15 protein-coding genes and 1 tRNA gene are annotated in these 17187 nt (G+C 60.5%); 13 read left to right on the forward strand and 3 right to left on the reverse strand.

Translation table 11 applies throughout. The features are described 5' to 3' along the window. Positions 1-9 precede the first annotated feature (9 nt). Positions 10-3660 (reverse strand): ATP-binding protein, encoded by a 3651-nt coding sequence (locus FP026_RS02885; RefSeq protein WP_149633109.1) that lies wholly within the window; start codon positions 3658-3660, stop codon positions 10-12. Between the two features lie 223 nt (positions 3661-3883). Here FP026_RS02885 and FP026_RS02890 point away from each other — a divergent pair, with 223 nt between their 5' ends. Next, complete coding sequence (locus tag FP026_RS02890; protein ID WP_112344345.1) at positions 3884-4330, forward strand: phasin; 447 nt, start codon at positions 3884-3886, stop codon at positions 4328-4330. A 218-nt stretch (positions 4331-4548) separates the two neighbouring features. Then, a tRNA-His gene (locus FP026_RS02895) sits at positions 4549-4625 on the forward strand. A gap of 50 nt (positions 4626-4675) precedes the next feature. Here FP026_RS02895 and FP026_RS30090 read toward each other — a convergent pair. Then, positions 4676-4822, reverse strand: coding sequence for a hypothetical protein (locus tag FP026_RS30090; RefSeq protein ID WP_188112475.1), 147 nt, complete (start codon positions 4820-4822; stop codon positions 4676-4678). A gap of 185 nt (positions 4823-5007) precedes the next feature. Here FP026_RS30090 and FP026_RS02900 point away from each other — a divergent pair, with 185 nt between their 5' ends. Beyond that, positions 5008-5217, forward strand: a complete 210-nt coding sequence (locus FP026_RS02900) for a hypothetical protein (protein ID WP_149633110.1) — start codon at positions 5008-5010, stop codon at positions 5215-5217. A 12-nt stretch (positions 5218-5229) separates the two neighbouring features. On the opposite strand, the gene FP026_RS02905 is transcribed toward FP026_RS02900, so the two are convergent. After that, positions 5230-6111, reverse strand: a complete 882-nt coding sequence (locus tag FP026_RS02905; protein WP_149633111.1) for a LysR family transcriptional regulator — start codon at positions 6109-6111, stop codon at positions 5230-5232. Between the two features lie 125 nt (positions 6112-6236). Between FP026_RS02905 and FP026_RS02910 the strand changes: the two genes are divergently transcribed. The 10 genes from FP026_RS02910 to FP026_RS02955 all read left to right on the forward strand — a co-directional run bounded on the left by FP026_RS02910 (position 6237) and on the right by FP026_RS02955 (position 17108). Continuing rightward, entirely contained in the window at positions 6237-7733 is a 1497-nt protein-coding gene (locus tag FP026_RS02910) for a CoA-acylating methylmalonate-semialdehyde dehydrogenase (protein ID WP_149633112.1), read from the forward strand. 143 nt (positions 7734-7876) lie between these two features. After that, on the forward strand, positions 7877-8224 hold the full coding sequence (locus tag FP026_RS02915) for a VOC family protein (protein WP_149633113.1): 348 nt from the start codon (positions 7877-7879) through the stop codon (positions 8222-8224). Between the two features lie 227 nt (positions 8225-8451). Beyond that, entirely contained in the window at positions 8452-9513 is a 1062-nt protein-coding gene (locus FP026_RS02920; protein ID WP_149633114.1) for a YjgN family protein, read from the forward strand. Then, entirely contained in the window at positions 9485-10585 is a 1101-nt protein-coding gene (locus tag FP026_RS02925; RefSeq protein WP_149633115.1) for a M48 family metallopeptidase, read from the forward strand. Before FP026_RS02920 ends, FP026_RS02925 begins: the two co-directional genes overlap by 29 nt. 120 nt (positions 10586-10705) lie before the next feature. Continuing rightward, positions 10706-11194 (forward strand): iron-responsive transcriptional regulator RirA, encoded by a 489-nt coding sequence (gene rirA, locus FP026_RS02930; protein WP_149633116.1) that lies wholly within the window; start codon positions 10706-10708, stop codon positions 11192-11194. A gap of 340 nt (positions 11195-11534) precedes the next feature. After that, complete coding sequence (locus tag FP026_RS02935) at positions 11535-13130, forward strand: ABC transporter substrate-binding protein (protein WP_149633117.1); 1596 nt, start codon at positions 11535-11537, stop codon at positions 13128-13130. 89 nt (positions 13131-13219) lie between these two features. After that, entirely contained in the window at positions 13220-14224 is a 1005-nt protein-coding gene (locus FP026_RS02940; RefSeq protein ID WP_149633118.1) for an ABC transporter permease subunit, read from the forward strand. Between the two features lie 9 nt (positions 14225-14233). Continuing rightward, positions 14234-15142 carry an ABC transporter permease subunit gene (locus FP026_RS02945; RefSeq protein WP_149633119.1) on the forward strand — a complete coding sequence of 303 codons (909 nt, stop codon included), beginning with the start codon at positions 14234-14236 and terminating at the stop codon, positions 15140-15142. Further along, positions 15142-16158, forward strand: a complete 1017-nt coding sequence (locus FP026_RS02950; RefSeq protein WP_149633120.1) for an ABC transporter ATP-binding protein — start codon at positions 15142-15144, stop codon at positions 16156-16158. Before FP026_RS02945 ends, FP026_RS02950 begins: the two co-directional genes overlap by 1 nt. Beyond that, on the forward strand, positions 16155-17108 hold the full coding sequence (locus FP026_RS02955; RefSeq protein WP_149633121.1) for a peptide ABC transporter ATP-binding protein: 954 nt from the start codon (positions 16155-16157) through the stop codon (positions 17106-17108). The genes FP026_RS02950 and FP026_RS02955 overlap by 4 nt, the downstream gene beginning before the upstream one ends. Positions 17109-17187: the final 79 nt, after the last annotated feature.

Here is a 17187-nt window from a genome sequence, read left to right on the forward strand (position 1 = left end):
GCGGTTTTCTCAGTTCGCCAGCACCCTCGGCGATGGGAAGGTGATCTCGACCAGCGTGCCCTCGTTCGGGGCCGAATTGATCGAGAAGGTCGCCCTGTTGGCGTCGACCATGGCCTTGGTCAGCGGCAGGCCGAGGCCGGTGCCGTCGCCGCGCTTGCGGGCATTGGTGGAGACCTGCCGGAACGGCTTCATGGCCTGCTCGAGCTCCGAGCGGGTCATGCCGACGCCGGTATCCCTGATCCGCATCACGACGCTGCCGTTGCCCTCATAGGCAGTCGACACGACGATCTGGCCTCCGGACGGCGTGAAGCGGATGGCGTTGGAAAGGATGTTGAGCGCGATCTGCTTGATCGAGCGCAGGTCGGCAACGACATTCGGCACGGATTGCGACAGCGCCGTGCGGATGATGACGCGCTGGCTGTTGGCCTGCGGCTGCACCAGCGACACTGCCTCGGCGATCGCCTCGTTGAGGCCGACAGCGGCGAAATCCAGGTCCATCTCGCCGGCCTCGATCTTCGAGATATCGAGGAGATCGTTGACGATGTCGAGCACATGGCGCCCGGAGCGGCCGATATCGGTCGCATATTCGACGTAGCGCGAATGGCCGATCGGCCCGAAACGCTCGCCAGCCATCATGTCGGAAAAGCCGATAATGGCGTTGAGCGGCGTACGGATTTCATGGCTGACGCGAGCAAGGAAATCCGTCTTGTGCGCATTGGCGGTTTCAGCGGCGCGCTTGGCGTTGCGCAGTTCCTCTTCGGTACGCTTCCATTGCGTGATGTCGCGGATGACGGCGCAGTAGCCGTTCGAGGAGTTGAGGCGCCCCATGGTCATGAACAGCGGCACGAAGCCGCCGGACGCCTCGCGGCCGATCACTTCGCGGCCGTCATTGAGCACGCTGGCGACACCATGGCCCGAAAGGCCGCTGAGATAATCGAGCACCGCCTTCTGGCTCTCATGGGCAAACAGCATGACGAAGGGTTTGCCGCGCGTTTCCTGGTCGTCGTAATTGAAGAGGGCGCTTGCCGACCGGTTCATCGAGCGGATCTCACCCTCCTGGCCGATGATGATCACGCCATCCGTTGCCGTCTCCAGCGTCGAGCGCAGCTCCTCGATCTCCACCTGCAGCTTCGCGACCTTCTCGACGATGCGCTCCTGGCGTGCCTCTTCGGGAACGGGCGGCGGCGGTGCCGGCGGCTCGCTTCTTTCCACCGGCATCAGCGCCAGCATCAATGCCGTGCCGTCTTCCCAGCGGATCGACTGCAGCCGCGCCGTAACCGGCACCAGCGCATCGTCGGCGCGCACGACCATTATCGTACCGGGCTGTTCGGTCTTGCCTTCCAGGTCGTTGCGCTGCAGCAGCGCATCCAGCCCGCCGATCTGTTCGAGATCGTCGAGGTTCTCATAGCCGGTCAGCCGCAGGAATTCCGGATTGCCGTGGATCAGGCGATCGCCGGCATGGATAAGGATCGCGAGTGGCAGCTGATCGACGATCTCGGAAGACAGGCCAGTGCGCATCTTCACGCGCGGTGGAATGGCAGTGTTCAGGACGTCAATCGGATCGAAATCCTCTTCCGGCTCGGCGGAAGCGGCCGGATTTTCAGCCTGAGTGCTGTCGCCGGTTCCAAGGCTGTCGCCATCCGTGGTTTCGACCAGATTCTCGAGCGGTTTGGATGCTTCCTCCTCAGCGCCTGGAGCGGTTGTCTGCCCGTCTCGGTCGTGGTCGTTTCCCTCAGTCGGCTCCGCCATATCGGACAGGATCTCGTCGGCCGCATTCGGCTGCGGGGCGATATCGGCATCGTCTTCGCGCCGTTCGTCGCGCGATTGCTCTGCAGGCGGTTCAGTGCGCTTGCCAAAGGGCTCGAGCTGTCGCGCGATCTCCCGGAAGGCGGCCTGCTCGCTGAGCGAAAGGCCGGCTTGCGTCAAGGTCCGGCGTTCGTGCAGGCGAACCACCTTGTCCGATTCGCGCCGGTTCGGCGTCTCGGAAATCCGCAAGGCGGGCGGCTCGCGGTGCTCGGCGGCAGCATCTTCCGCAGCATCCTGCGCTGGGCTCTCCACCTCTTCCATCGCCACCGGAGCCTCGGGCTCGAAAGCCGGTTGCTCCTCCGGAACCATCTCCGCTTCCGCTGACGGATCGGCGGCGGATGCTGCGTCCTGGCCATCCCGTTCGCCCAGGTCAATGCCGCGTTTCATCGGGTCGTCGATCACGTCTGCGATGCGCACGACACCGAAGCCCCGGAAACCGTCGAATTCGCGGCTGCGCGTATAGGTCGGCAGGGCTGCCAGATCGACGGGCACCATCAGGCTTGTGCCTTCTACCGGCCAATAGATCGTCCGCCCCGACCATGTGTCGCGCCGCGCGAGCAATTCCGCAATCTTGCGGTCCGGGTCGAGATTGAAGCGCTGGGCGACATCTGCGAAGGCCGCGCCCGCAATCTGGGCCGCATGGGGACCGACCGCATCGGCGAATTCGCGGGAAACCTCGCTGAAACGGCCCGCCGCATCGATCTTCCACACGAAGCGTGTGGCACGTCCATTGCGCTGGAAGGCAAAGCCTTCGACAGGATGATTTTCGGCGGCCGAACTCTCCGATGAAGGCTGCTCAACACGCGCTTCCGCCGAAGCATCCTTGATCGGCTCTTCGTCGTTGGTTGCCGCTTGTTCCCGCGGCTCCCTTGCATGAAGGGCGGCTTCGTCATCCGCCTCGTTGGTGCCATTCGCCAGCACCGGCGCATGCGTGTCCTCGCCCGTGCTTTCCGGATGCGGCGCCGCTTCCTGCTGCTCGTCGGAGCGATATTCCGACGGCTCGTCCAGTTCCTCGATATCGGCCACGGCCTCGATGACATCGCCGAAGGGCACGTCCTCGGCTGGCTTTGCGGTCTCATCCGCCGCTGCCTCGAGCTCCTCACGCACTTCTTCCGTCTGCGGTTCAACCACGGCAGATGCGGTCGAGCCTGCTTTTTCGGTGCGGTCTTCCGCCGGATCGAGGCGGCCCATCGCGGCCTCGACGACAAATAGCAGATGCAAGGCCGGAATTTCCGACAGCTTGCCGATGGCGGCGGGCAAATAGCCATGACCGGTCGAGATCGGCCGCTTGATCAGCCTGTCCGGCTGGGCGCCGGCCATGGTCGTCAGCATCCGCGCCGTCTGCGGCGTCACGCCGAGTGCGCTGAAGCCAGCGGATGCGGCAATGACGTCGCCGTCGCGGCCGATGACGGCCATGTGGGTATCGGGATCGTCGAACCCGTCGATCATGCGCCTGGCACATTCCGATGATGCGAGCGGCTTCGATGAGACCGGGGAAGAAAACAGGACCGCCTCTTCGCCGGCCTGGATGCGGATGAGCTCGACGGCCGCATTGACGACCGCCCGCTGGAAGCCCGAAGCCATGCGGATCAGGAACGTGCGCTGGTCGCCGACCGCGCCGAGGCCGCGCGCCGTTGCCTCGATCTGACGGAACGAGACGTCGCCGGACTTCGGCCCTTGTTCGACAAAATCATAGATGACGTCATAGCCGAAGAGGTTGGCACCGGCACCATTGGCCCAGAGCACGCGGTCCATGCCGGTCGAGAACATGACCATCGCTTCGCCGCGTGCGAACCGCTCCCGAACGCGGGGATGCACGGCAATGTCAATGAACGGATATTGAATTGCGGGCATTTTCCAACCTGTTTTGCGGGCGTGACCGCCTCTCTTGCTTTAATGGTTTATTAATAACGGCGCGCCGCTTTTCGGTCCAGCGAAGGGCCCATTTTTCGGCCGGAAAGGTTAACGCCTTGTGCGGCGCACAAAATATATTGCACTGCACAATTTTTTATATTATATAGACCTCACACAGGTTCACGACGGGCGCCTCAGAGAGGGCCCTTTTAGGAGCGTAATCATGGCTACTGTAAAGAAAGACGACGTTTTTTCAACGGCTGCATTCGATCCGTCCAAGTTCTCCGAAACCTTCCGCGACTTCGCTGAAAAGGGCGCTGCCCAGTCCAAGGAAGCCTTCGCAAAGCTGAAGGCTGCGACCGAGGAAGCCGGCAAGACGGTTGAGGCAACCGTGCAGACCGCACAGTCCGGTTCCGTGGAAATCGGCCTCAAGGCGATCGACGTTCTGCGCACCAATGCCGAAAGCTCGCTTGCCCACATGGAAGCCCTGCTTCGAGTCAAGTCCGTTGCCGAACTCTTCGAACTTCAGACCGCCTTCATCCGCAAGCAGGCCGAAGTCACCGTCGAGCAGGCCAAGTCCATCCAGGATACCACCAAGAAGGTCGCCGAAAAGCTGGCAAAGCCCGCTAAGGACGCCGCTGAAAAGGCGATGGCCTCCTTCAAGGCCTAATCATTTCCAATAAGCCTCCCAAGGCACGAACGTCCCGTTCCCAGGTGAAAGCCTGGGGCGGGACTTTTTTATTTCCGGCAGGAGCCGGTCTGGCCGGTGTCCTGCCGCGCATCATCGTTTGGATATCTTCGAAGCTTTTTCATATTGCGGGGAGATAGGACTTGAAATAATTTCAAAGTCCTCGTATGTCACCCCCGTTCGCGGCGACGCGAGCATGTGCGGTTGTAGCTCAGTTGGTTAGAGCGCAGGTTTGTGGCACCTGAGGTCGGAGGTTCGAGACCCCCCAACCGTACCATTCTTCCCCCCATACATTTTATGCACAGCTGATCCATCAGCCACGAAAGCCTATTTCTTGTCTTCAGGCTTCTTCGACACATGGCCCGGCGATATCGGATCGCTGGCGGGAAAAGTCTCCTCCAGCGCTTCCTCCAGGTAATCGTCCTGTTCCTTGAGCTCTTTCTCGCTCAGTTTCTGCTGCTTCTTGTCGTTCATCGTGCTGGCTCCTCGACCTCTCCCGAAATACTAGGCCTTGCCCTGCCTTTGTCCAGCATCAAGGGCAGACAGTCGGAGGTGGAGGGCGAAGACTGCCGTGTCTGGGCGCATCCTAAATTAATCTTGGAACCGTCCGTATCGCTTGTCGTTGTGTTCTTATCGGCAACGAGACGAAAGGAGTGGGCATGTCTGTACCGAACGAGCCGATCCCCGAAAAGCCGCCAATGCCCGGTCCTGGATGGACACCGAAGCCGCCGGTCGAAGAGCCAGAGCCCGATAGACTGCCGGATGAGATTCCAGTGCCCAATCCCGACGAGAACGAGGAGCCGCCGAAGCATGCCGTGGCCGCGGTGGCGCCGCATCCGCCATGCTGGTGGAACAGCTTGATTTCGTGATGTCTGCGGGCATCACAAGAACATCCGCCGCTCTTCGCTCACCAGCTCCTGCAGGAAATCCGCAACCGTGCGTACGCGCACGAGGTCGCGGGCGCTTTCATGATAGGTCGTCCAGTAGGCCCGCTTGATCGAGACATCGGGCAGAATGCGGTTGAGCTCCGGAAACTGCCTGGCGATATAATCGTGCAGAATGCCGATGCCAGCGCCGGAGCGAACCGCTTCCGTCTGGCCGATGGAGGTGGATATTTCGAAGGAGGCGTCCCAGCTGCGCATGATTTCGCCGGAGAAATTCAGCGACGCCGTAAAGATCAGGTCTTCGACATAGCCGATGCGGGGATGCAGCTTCAGCGCCTCGACGCTATCGGGCAATCCGGCCTGGGCCAGATAGGCTTTCGAGGCGTAGAGACCGAGCGTGTAATCCGTCAGCTTGGACGAGACCAGCCGACCCTGCTCGGGGCGCTCCAGCGTGATCGCGATATCGGCCTCGCGCTGCGACAGCGAAAAGGAGCGGGGAACGGGCACGAGCTGGATGCGCAGCTCCGGATAGCGGGCGATCAGCCGCCCGAGGCGCGGCGCGAGAAAGGAGACGCCGAAGCCGTCGGGCGCGCCGATCCGCACCGTGCCTGTTATGGCGCTGTCGAGATGGCCGACGCTCGCCTGCGCCCGCAGCATCTCGGTTTCCATGCGCTCCGCCGCGTGCAGAAAAATCTCGCCTTCCGCCGTCAGGTCGCAGCCATTGGTGCGGCGCACCAGCAACCGCGTCTTCAGCCGCTCTTCCAGCGTCGTCACTCGCCGGGAGAGGGTCGCGTGGTTGACACCCAGCCGCTTCGAGGCCGCCAGGATCTGCCCGGTTCGCGCGACTGCGAGAAACATGCGGACGTCGTCCCAATCCATTCGCCTATCCGATTTGCACATTCAGGGCTTTAATTTTTGCACAACGGTTGCTTATAGCAGCTCATTGATTTGTGCAAATTGAAGTGCGATCCTGTCACCATCCAAGAAAACGAGGAGGCACATCCATGCGTGAGATCGGTCATTTCATCGGCGGCAAGCACGTCGCCGGCACGAGCGGGCGCATCAGCAAGGTCTACAACCCGGCAACCGGCGAAATGCAGGCGACTGTCGCGCTCGCCAGCGTCGAGGAAATCCGCGCCGCGGTTGAAAATGCCAAGGCCGCGCAGCCGAAATGGGCGGCCACCAATCCGCAGCGCCGCGCACGCGTCTTCTTCAAGTTCGTCGAGCTTCTGAACAAGAACATGGATGAGCTTGCCACTTTGCTCTCCAAGGAGCATGGCAAGACGGTCGAAGATTCCAAGGGCGACGTCATTCGCGGCCTGGAAGTCTGCGAATTCGTCTGCGGCATCCCGCACCTGCAGAAGGGTGAGTTCACCGAAGGCGCCGGCCCGGCGATTGACATGTACTCCATCCGCCAGCCGGTCGGCATCGGCGCCGGCATCACGCCGTTCAACTTTCCGGCGATGATCCCGATGTGGATGTTTGCGCCTGCGATCGCCTGCGGTAACGCCTTCATCCTGAAGCCGTCCGAGCGTGATCCGTCCGTGCCGCTTCGCCTGGCCGAACTGATGATCGAAGCAGGTCTGCCGGCAGGCATCCTGAACGTCGTCAATGGCGACAAGGCTGCCGTCGACGCCATCCTGACAGATCCGGATATCGCTGCCGTTTCCTTCGTCGGCTCCACGCCGATCGCCCGCTACGTCTATGGTACCGCTGCCATGAACGGCAAGCGCGCCCAGTGCTTCGGCGGCGCCAAGAACCATATGATCATCATGCCCGATGCCGACATGGACCAGGCCGTCAACGCGCTGATGGGCGCGGGCTACGGTTCGGCCGGCGAACGCTGCATGGCGGTATCGGTCGCGGTCCCGGTCGGCGAAGACACGGCCAACCGCCTCGTCGAGAAGCTGGTGCCGAAGATCGAGTCCCTGCGCATTGGCCCCTATACCGACGACAAGGCGGATCTCGGTCCGCTCGTCACCAAGGACGCCTATAACCGCGTTACCGGCCTGATCGATCGCGGCGTGGAAGAAGGTGCAAAGCTGGTCGTCGACGGCCGCGGCTTCAAGCTGCAGGGCTATGAGGACGGCTATTTCGTCGGCGGCACGCTGTTCGACCACGTCAAGCCCGAGATGGACATCTACAAGACGGAGATCTTCGGGCCGGTTCTCTCGGTCGTCCGCGCCAAGAACTACGAGGAAGCGCTCGATCTGCCGATGAAGCACGAATACGGCAATGGCGTCGCCATCTACACCCGTGACGGCGATGCGGCCCGCGATTTCGCCTCGCGCATCAATATCGGCATGATCGGCGTCAATGTTCCGATCCCGGTTCCGCTCGCCTATCACTCCTTCGGCGGCTGGAAGGCTTCCAGCTTCGGCGATCTCAACCAGCACGGCACGGACTCCATCAAGTTCTGGACGCGCACGAAGACGATCACCGCCCGCTGGCCGTCCGGCATCAAGGATGGTGCCGAATTCGTCATGCCGACGATGAAGTAAGCATCGCCACCATTGGTATTATCGGCCGCCGCCCGGCACGTTTCGGGCGGCGGTTTTTTGTTGCGCCCGTTTTCGATAGAGTGATCTTGTCTGTGTCATCGTTTTGGTTTAGAACAAAACGAGAACAATTGGAGGGCCGCATCGTGCCTTTGACCTATCAGATCGACTATCTCGAGTTTCCGTCGAAAGATGGCCTGAAAACCCGGCGCTTCTTCGAAGAGGCCTTCGATTGGAGCTTTGTCAGCTACGGGCCGACCTATCATGTCATCGAGGCGGCCGGAATAGATGCCGGCATAGATGGGGATGCGGGAGAGGCGGCCGGTACGCCTTTGCCAGTCGTGCGCACCACCGATCTGGAAGCCGCCCAGCGCGCCGTCGAGTTCGCCGGCGGCGTCATCACCCGGCCCGCCTTTGATTTTCCCGGCGGCCGGCGGTTCCATTTTCGCGAGCCCGGCGGTTGCGAGATGGCGGTCTGGGTTGCGACGCCCTGAACATAAAGCCGGCCTGTCGCTCAGGTTGCGTCTTTCTGAGCTAGTTGCTTTTTTGCGAGTCGAATGCCGCTAACGGATATTTTCCCGTTGATCGGCGCTCGATTTCCTGCTTTCAAATGCAACTGTAAGGCGAGTGATGTGTCGCGCAACACATCTCCGGGCTGCTCGTGTTCATACGGTATGCTTCTGGGAAAAGCTCGTCCTCTTGTGGGGTAGGGGGTTACCGTATGGCAGTTGTTGAGCAAAGCTATCCGTTGGGCGGAAGGCCCTTTTTCCAGAGGGCTTCCTTTACGGGTAACGCCTCGGAGTATTTCGGTATCTGGATCGTCAATATTCTGCTGACGATCGTTACGCTGGGTATTTATTCGGCCTGGGCAAAGGTGCGCCGGAACCGGTATTTCTATGGGAATACGGTCCTGCTGGGACATAGTTTCGAATATCACGCCAAGGGCAAGCAGATCCTCATCGGCCGGTTGATCGTGTTCGGCTTTCTGATCGCGGTGAATGTCCTTTCTCATCTGGCGCCGCTAGCACTGCTGGCGCTTTGGCCCGTCATGCTGGTCGTGTTTCCGTGGTTCCTCATGCGCGGCCTTCGCTTCAACGCGCGGGTAACGAGCTATCGCAATGTGCGCTTCGATTTCGTTGGGACCTATGGCGGTGCGTTCAAGGCGATCTTTCTCGGGACCCTGGTGACGGTGATATCGGTCGGGCTGCTGTCTCCAATCGCAACCCGCTGGTTCTACAAATATATCTTCGACAATCTGCGTTATGGCGATCGACCGCTCTCAACCGAGCCACAGCTCGGTGCGATCTACAGGGTTTTCGGAGCCATGATCGCAATCGCCATCGGCGGAGGCTTGGTGCTCGGCTTTGTTGCCGCCGTTGGTCTCCACGGCTTTGTGGCAAATTCAGCCGGTGCCGGCCTCAGTTCGGCGTATTTGGGAGCCGTTGCTGGCCTGCTCGCATATGTATTTGCTGGCCTCTATTATCGGGCGTCGATCCGCAACATCGTCTGGTCAGCGGTTACGATCGATCATCGCCATCAGCTCCGTAGTAATCTCGGCCGCCGGCAGTATATTTGGGTCGTGATTGTCAATACGGTGCTAACGGTTGTCACGCTGGGACTGATGCGTCCGTGGGCTGCGGTACAGATGCAGCGTTTTTTGGCAGAGCACACGGCGATTAGCGTCGATGGTGAAATCGGCGTCGTCTTCGACCAAATCCGCTCGACGGGCAGCGCGATCAGCGCGGAATATCTCGATGTCGATGGATTCGACTTTGGCTTCTGATCCGAAGACGATCGCGACGGGCGTCTGGCATCCGCCGCATTCCAGCCGGGAGGTTCCGTCCCGGCTGATGGATATCGGCGGGTCTCTCATCGTGCTCTCGTCTGAAGAGGGTGCGGAAGACAAGCGGCTTGCCTGGGGTATTCTCTCGGATATCGAGGTCAGCCAGCGCGTCGGCTCCATCCCGCGTCGCATTGCGTTCGGGAATGAATCGGTTTTTGAAACCCGCGATAATGACGCTGTCGACGCTTACCTGCGAAGCCGCGGCGAGGGACGCAGTGGTTTCATTCATGGGCTTGAGATCGTTCGTCCCCGGCTGATCGCCTTTGCTCTTGCGACGATCGTCCTTGCTTCGGTCATTTATCGCTATGCCCTGCCGGTCCTGGTGGAGGTTGCGGTGCTGGTGACGCCGCCCGTGGTGCCGGAGATGATGTCGGCAGGGACGCTGAAGACATTGGACCAGGTAACCTTCGGCCCCAGCAAGCTGCTGGCGGCACAGCAGACGGAAATTCGCGATGATTTCGCCACGATAACCGCAAATGCGGAAGGTGGTACGAGCCGTTACCATCTGAATTTCCGCGATGGCGGCCTCATCGGTCCGAACGCCTTCGCGCTGCCGGACGGAAACCTCGTTCTGACCGATCAACTGGTCGAACTTGCCGGTGGCGACAAGGAAGTGATTACCGCCGTGCTCGGCCATGAGATCGGTCACGTCGAATACAAGCACAGCCTGCGTCAGCTTTACCGTGCTGCGGGTGTTGCAGGTCTCGTGCTGTTGATCGCCGGCGACGTAGGCTCCGGCATTCAGGATCTATTGACGCAAGGCGGCGGCCTGCTTGCGCTTTCCTATTCCCGCGAGGCTGAGGCCCAGGCCGATCGCCGCTCCGTGGAGCTGATGCAGGCGGCGGGCATGGATCCGACGGCGCTCTCACGGTTCTTCGATATCCTCGAAACGAAACTCGATGATCATGACAGCACCAGCATGCTCTCGACCCATCCGGGGACGCCTGAGCGCAAGCAGGCAATCCTTGATTACGCCAGGGAGCTGAAAGAGAAGAAGATGCCGAACGGGTGAGAAGTCTCAGGCCTTCGACATAACGTGAATATCAATTTCATATTTTGGAATTGTTCAAAACTGGGAAAGCCACTATATACGGGTCCAGCCCCCAAGCAGCCTCGATTCCAGGAGATCGGCATGCGTTTGACCAAACAGACCAATTACGCAGTGCGTATGCTGATGTATTGCGCCGCCAATGATGGCCATCTGAGCCGCATCCCGGAGATCGCCAGAGCATACAGCGTTTCCGAGCTGTTTCTCTTCAAGATTCTGCAGCCGCTGACGAAGGCAGGTCTTGTCGAAACCGTGCGTGGCCGCAACGGCGGTGTGCGTCTTGGCAAGCCCGCAACCGATATCAGCCTTTTCGACGTCGTTCGCGTCACCGAAGACAGTTTCGCCATGGCGGAATGTTTCGAAGATGGCGTGGTGGAATGCCCGCTGGTCGATAGCTGCGGCCTCAATTCCGCACTGCGCAAGGCGCTGAACGCTTTCTTCGATGTTCTGGCCGAATATTCCATCGATGATCTGGTCAAGGCTCGGCCGCAGATCAACTTCCTTCTCGGCCTGACCGACGCGGACCATAAGGCGATCGCCAAGAAGCCCGCGATCTCGGCGCCGGCTGCCTGATCATTCGTCCCGACTTCGATCGACTTTGTCCGCAGCTGCCGCCGGTAGCTGCGGATTTTCATTTATATTGCCTCCTATACGGGCAATAAACGGTTAGCGAATTGCGAGAAGAAAACATCAAATCATTCTGAATATGCTAAAACCGTGCAAAATTTTGCCAGAATATTACCAATTCAATGGTCTTTTCGTCCAAAAATTTCCAAACTCTACAAATTGGAAAAATTTTAGGCGGCGCTTGTTGCTTTCAAACTTAAAATAAAGTTCCATCGGCGCCGTCCGGATGGGAACCTCTGGTGGTGTCCACGGCTTCAGAAGAATAACAAACCTGGGAAACGATATCATGAAAAAGATTTCTGTCCTGCTGGCAGTGACAGCCTTGACTTCTGTCATGGCGACGTCCGCCTGGTCGAAAACGCTTGTCTATTGCTCGGAAGGTTCGCCGGAAGGTTTCGATCCCGGCATCTATACCGCCGGCACCACATTTGATGCTTCCTCGCGCACGGTTTATAGCCGTCTTGTCGAATTCAAGCACGGCAGCACCGAGGTCGAACCCGGCCTCGCCGAAAGCTGGACCGTTTCCCCCGACGGCAAGGAATACACCTTCAAGCTTCGCAAGGGCGTGAAGTTCCAGACGACCGATTTCTTTACCCCGACGCGCGATCTCAATGCCGACGACGTCATTTTCTCGATCGGCCGTCAGCTCGGGGCGGACAATCCTTGGGCCAAGTATGTTGCCGGCGGTTCCTATGAATATGCCGACGGCATGGGCTTCCCGAAGCTCATCAAGTCGATCGACAAGGTCGATGACCTCACCGTCAAGTTCGTCCTGAACCGTCCGGAAGCTCCCTTCCTCGCCGACCTGGCGATGGACTTCGCCTCGATCCTGTCGAAGGAATATGCAGACAAGCTGCAGGCCGACAAGAAGATGGAGCAGATGAACCAGCAGCCGCTCGGTACCGGCGCGTTCACCTTCGTCGCCTACCAGCCGGATGCCGTCATCCGCTACAAGGCGAATGAAACCTACTTCAAGGGCAAGGAAAAGATCGACGATCTCGTCTTCGCGATCACGCCGGATGCATCCGTCCGCGCGCAGAAGCTGAAGTCCGGCGAATGCAACCTCATGCCTTACCCGAACGCAGCCGACATCAAGGATCTGAAGGCTGACAAGAACCTCAAGGTTCTCGAACAGGCCGGCCTGAACGTTTCCTACCTCGCTTACAACACCCTGGTTGCGCCGTTCGACAAGGTCGAAGTTCGCAAGGCGATCAACATGGCCGTCAACAAGCAGGCCATCGTCGACGCCGTCTTCCAGGGTTCCGGCAAGGTTGCGACCAACCCGATCCCGCCGACCATGTGGTCCTACAACAAGGACGTGAAGGACGACGCCTACAATCCGGACGAAGCCAAGAAGCTGCTTGAAAAGGCTGGCGTGAAGGATCTCAGCATGAAGATCTGGGCAATGCCGGTTTCGCGTCCGTACATGCTGAACGCGCGTCGCGCGGCCGAGCTGATGCAGGCGGACCTCGCCAAGATCGGCGTCAAGGTCGAAATCGTCACCTATGACTGGGCTCAGTACCTGAAGCTCTCCTCCGCCAAGGACCGCGACGGTGCGGCCATCCTCGGCTGGACCGGTGACAACGGCGATCCGGACAACTTCCTTGACACGCTGCTCGGCTGCGATGCCGTTGGCGGCAACAACCGCGCGCAGTGGTGCAACAAGGAATTCGACGATCTCGTGAAGAAGGCCAAGCAGACCGCTGACGTCAAGGAGCGCACCAAGCTCTACGAACAGGCTCAGCTGGTCTTCAAGCGCGAAGCTCCCTGGATGACCATCGACCATTCGGAAGAGTTCATCCCGATGACGAAGAATGTCTCCGGCTACCACCAGGATCCGGTCGGCGTTCATCGCTTCGACGGCGTCGATATCGCCGAATAACGAAAAATCTATGAGTATGCCCGGTTAGAACCGGGCGATCCGGCGGTCGGGCACTCTGCCTGACCGCCGGAAAAATTTGGACATCTGCCATGTTGCGATTTCTTATCGGCCGCCTTGCGGTGCTGATCCCGACATTCCTCGGTGTATCGATCGTCGCCTTCTCCTTCATCCGCCTGCTTCCCGGCGATCCTGTCATGCTGCTGTCGGGCGAACGCGTCATGTCGCCGGAACGCCATGCGCAGATCTCCCACGATCTCGGCTACGACCAGCCGATGATCGTACAGTACGGCCGATATATCTGGAGCGCCCTTCATGGTGACCTCGGTACCTCGATCACCACCAAGCGTGACGTGCTGACCGACTTCCTGACCTTCTTCCCGGCAACGCTCGAACTGTCGATCTGCGCCATGATCCTCGCGATCTGTCTTGGCATCCCGGCCGGTGTTTTCGCCGCCGTCAAGCGCGGCACATGGTTCGACCAGAGCGTCATGGGCGTGGCCCTTGTCGGCTATTCCATGCCGATCTTCTGGTGGGGTCTGCTGCTGATCATCGTCTTCAACGGCTATCTGCACTGGACGCCGGTTTCGGGCCGCATCGGCCTCATCTATTTCTTCAAGCCGATCACCGGCTTCATGCTGATCGACAGTCTCCTGTCCGGTCAGAAGGGCGCCTTCTGGTCCGCTTTGAATTCGCTGATCCTGCCGACCGTCGTGCTCGGTACCATCCCGCTTGCCGTCATCGCGCGCCAGACGCGCTCCGCAATGCTGGAAGTGCTGGGCGAGGATTATGTGCGCACGGCCCGCTCTAAGGGCCTGTCGCCCTTGCGCGTCGTTTCCGTGCATGCGCTGCGCAACGCCATGATCCCCGTCATCACCACGATCGGTCTGCAGACCGGTGTGCTGCTCGGCGGCGCCATTCTGACGGAGAGCATCTTCTCCTGGCCGGGTATCGGCAAATGGATGATCGACGCCGTCTTCAAGCGCGACTATCCGGTGGTGCAGGGTGGCCTGTTGCTGATCGCCGGCATCGTCATGCTCGTCAATCTCGTCGTCGACCTGCTCTACGGCTTCGTCAATCCACGCATTCGTCACTAGGAGCGGCCCATGAGCACGGTTAGCGTCAAAACGGTTACTGTCAAATCCGACCGCCCCTCCGCTCTTGCGGAGTTCTGGTATTATTTCTCTCGCAACAAAGGCGCCGTCATCGGCCTTGCGATCTTCCTCTTCGTCCTGTTTCTGGCGATCTTCGCCGGTCTCGTCGCGCCTCATAACCCCGATGCGGCTTATGGCAGCGACATGCAGCGCCTGCCACCGGCCTGGGCGGAGGGCAGCAACAGCAGCTTCCTGCTCGGCACCGATGCCAATGGTCGCGATCTTCTGTCGCGCCTGATCTACGGCACGCGGTTCTCGCTGTTTATCGGCCTCGTGGTCGCCTCGCTTTCGGCGATCGCCGGCATCCTGATCGGCCTTGTCGCCGGCTATGTTCGCGGCCGCACCGATACGATCATCATGCGCATCATGGACATCATTCTTGCCATCCCGTCCCTGCTGCTTGCCCTGGTGCTGGTGGCAATCCTAGGCCCGGGCCTGACCAATGCGATGATTGCGATCTCCATCGTCAACCAGCCGCATTTCGTTCGTCTCACGCGAGCATCCGTCATGTCCGAGCGCGACAAGGAATATGTTATCGCCTCGCGTGTTGCCGGCGCCGGTCCGCTGCGGCTGATGTTCAAGACGATCCTGCCGAATTGTCTCGGTCCACTGATCGTGCAGGCGACGCTTGCCTTCTCGGCCGCCATTCTCGATGCCGCCGCCCTCGGTTTCCTCGGCCAGGGCGCCCAGCCGCCGACGCCGGAATGGGGCACGATGCTCGCGGATTCGCGTGAATTCTTCCAGAGCAACCCTTGGCTCGTTACTTTCCCCGGTCTCTGTATCCTGATCACCGTGCTCGCCATCAATCTGATGGGCGACGGTCTGCGCGATGCGTTCGACCCGAAGCTGAAGAGGTCGTAATGGCACTCCTCGATATTGAAAACCTATCCGTCGAATTCCAGACCTCCTCCGGCCTGTTCCGGGCAGTCGATGGCGTCTCGCTGACATGCGACAAGGGAGAGATCCTCTCCATCGTCGGCGAATCCGGTTCTGGTAAATCCGTCTCGATGCTCGCCATGATGGGCCTTCTGCCCTGGACGGCGAAGATCACCGCCGACCGCATGATGTTCGATGGCAAGGACCTGCGCGGCATCTCCTCGCGCCAGCGCCGCAAGATCATCGGCAAGGATATGGCGATGATCTTCCAGGAGCCCATGTCGAGCCTCAATCCGTGCTTCACGGTCGGCTTCCAACTCGGCGAGACCCTGCGCATCCACATGGGCCTTGACCGCAAGGCGCGCCGAGAACGCTCGATCGAGCTTTTGAATCTCGTCGGCATTCCTGCGCCCGAGGATCGGCTATCGAATTTCCCGCACCAGATGTCTGGCGGTATGAGCCAGCGAGTCATGATCGCCATGGCGCTCGCGTGCAATCCGAAGCTCCTGATCGCCGACGAGCCGACCACCGCGCTCGACGTGACGATTCAGGCGCAGATCCTCGATCTGCTCGTGCGGCTGCAACGGGAGCAGGGCATGGCGCTCGTGCTCATCACCCACGACATGGGCGTCGTCGCCGAAACCGCCGAGCGCGTGCAGGTGCAATATGCCGGCCAGAAGGTTGAGGAGCAGCCGGTCAAGGAGCTGTTCCGCGATCCGCATCATCCCTATACGGCAGCGCTTCTATCGGCTCTGCCTGAACGTGCCGAAGTCGGCGAGCGCCTGCCGTCGATTGCCGGTGTCGTTCCCGGTCAGCATGATCGGCCGACGGGCTGTCTCTTTGCGCCTCGCTGTTCCTTCGCCACGCCGGAATGCGACAAGGGCGTCAAGCGCCAGGGCGCTGAACTCGGCCTGACCCTTTGCAACTATCCGCTGGACCATGGCAAGCCGCTCGGCCACCCCGGCATTGCCGCCACGCAAAAAGCAGGAGGTGCCGCATGACCGGCGCTGTTCTCGAAGGGCGCGATCTCGCCCGTTTCTACACCATCAAGCGCGGCAGCTTCAAACCGGAGGCGACAGTCAAGGCGCTGAACGGCGTCAGCTTCAGTCTGCAGTCGGGCCGCACGCTTGCGGTCGTCGGCGAATCCGGCTGCGGCAAGTCGACCCTCGCCCGCCTGGTGACGATGATCGAAAACCCGACAGCTGGTGAGCTGCTGATCGACGGCAAGCCCGCCAAGCTCGGCGATCGCAGCCTGCGCAGCGCGGTGCAGATCGTGTTCCAGAACCCTTATGGCTCGCTCAATCCGCGCCAGAAGGTCGGCTCCATCTTGGAGGAGCCACTGAAGATCAACACCGATGACGACGCCGCCACCCGCCGCCGCAAGGCGGAGGAGATGATGGCGCGCGTCGGCCTGCGCCCCGAACATTACGATCGCTACCCGCATATGTTCTCCGGCGGCCAGCGCCAGCGTATCGCCATTGCGCGTGCCCTGATGCTGCGGCCGAAGGTGCTGGTGCTCGACGAACCCGTCTCCGCACTCGATCTGTCGATCCAGGCACAGGTGCTGAACCTTTTGATGGACCTGCAGAAGGAGATGGGGCTTGCCTATCTCTTCATCTCGCATGGTCTCTCCGTCGTGCGCCATATCGCCGACGACGTGATGGTGATGTATCTCGGCCGCCCGGTGGAAACCGGCACGGCGGAAGAAGTCTTCAGCCGGCCGCGCCATCCCTATACGGCAGCCCTTCTCTCGGCGACGCCGATTGCCGATCCGGAGCGCGAGAAGAATCGCATCCGCCTGCAGGGCGAGTTGCCGTCGCCGCTCAATCCGCCGAAGGGATGCCACTTCAATCCGCGCTGCTGGCGCGCCCAGGACAAGTGCCGGCAGGTCGAACCGGAACTCGCGGGCGAGGGAACGCATAAATTTTCCTGTTTCTTTCCGCTGGATTGATCCAAGTTGTGAGTCGGGCAGGTTCGGCTTCCGCCTCTTTTTGCTTGCCCCTCACCCCAACCCTCTCCCCGTAAACGGG

The organism is Martinezella tropici, assembly GCF_008370325.1.
In the GTDB taxonomy this organism is placed as follows: domain Bacteria; phylum Pseudomonadota; class Alphaproteobacteria; order Rhizobiales; family Rhizobiaceae; genus Rhizobium; species Rhizobium tropici_B.

Bases quoted from the DNA above. Each gene is read 5' to 3' on its own strand.
- FP026_RS02885 (WP_149633109.1), bottom strand. From the start codon at position 3,660: ATGCCCGCAATTCAATATCCGTTCATTGACATTGCCGTGCATCCCCGC.
- FP026_RS02890 (WP_112344345.1), top strand. From the start codon at position 3,884: ATGGCTACTGTAAAGAAAGACGACGTTTTTTCAACGGCTGCATTCGAT.
- FP026_RS30090 (WP_188112475.1), bottom strand. From the start codon at position 4,822: ATGAACGACAAGAAGCAGCAGAAACTGAGCGAGAAAGAGCTCAAGGAA.
- FP026_RS02900 (WP_149633110.1), top strand. From the start codon at position 5,008: ATGTCTGTACCGAACGAGCCGATCCCCGAAAAGCCGCCAATGCCCGGT.
- FP026_RS02905 (WP_149633111.1), bottom strand. From the start codon at position 6,111: ATGGATTGGGACGACGTCCGCATGTTTCTCGCAGTCGCGCGAACCGGG.
- FP026_RS02910 (WP_149633112.1), top strand. From the start codon at position 6,237: ATGCGTGAGATCGGTCATTTCATCGGCGGCAAGCACGTCGCCGGCACG.
- FP026_RS02920 (WP_149633114.1), top strand. From the start codon at position 8,452: ATGGCAGTTGTTGAGCAAAGCTATCCGTTGGGCGGAAGGCCCTTTTTC.
- FP026_RS02925 (WP_149633115.1), top strand. From the start codon at position 9,485: ATGTCGATGGATTCGACTTTGGCTTCTGATCCGAAGACGATCGCGACG.
- rirA (WP_149633116.1), top strand. From the start codon at position 10,706: ATGCGTTTGACCAAACAGACCAATTACGCAGTGCGTATGCTGATGTAT.
- FP026_RS02935 (WP_149633117.1), top strand. From the start codon at position 11,535: ATGAAAAAGATTTCTGTCCTGCTGGCAGTGACAGCCTTGACTTCTGTC.
- FP026_RS02940 (WP_149633118.1), top strand. From the start codon at position 13,220: ATGTTGCGATTTCTTATCGGCCGCCTTGCGGTGCTGATCCCGACATTC.
- FP026_RS02945 (WP_149633119.1), top strand. From the start codon at position 14,234: ATGAGCACGGTTAGCGTCAAAACGGTTACTGTCAAATCCGACCGCCCC.
- FP026_RS02950 (WP_149633120.1), top strand. From the start codon at position 15,142: ATGGCACTCCTCGATATTGAAAACCTATCCGTCGAATTCCAGACCTCC.
- FP026_RS02955 (WP_149633121.1), top strand. From the start codon at position 16,155: ATGACCGGCGCTGTTCTCGAAGGGCGCGATCTCGCCCGTTTCTACACC.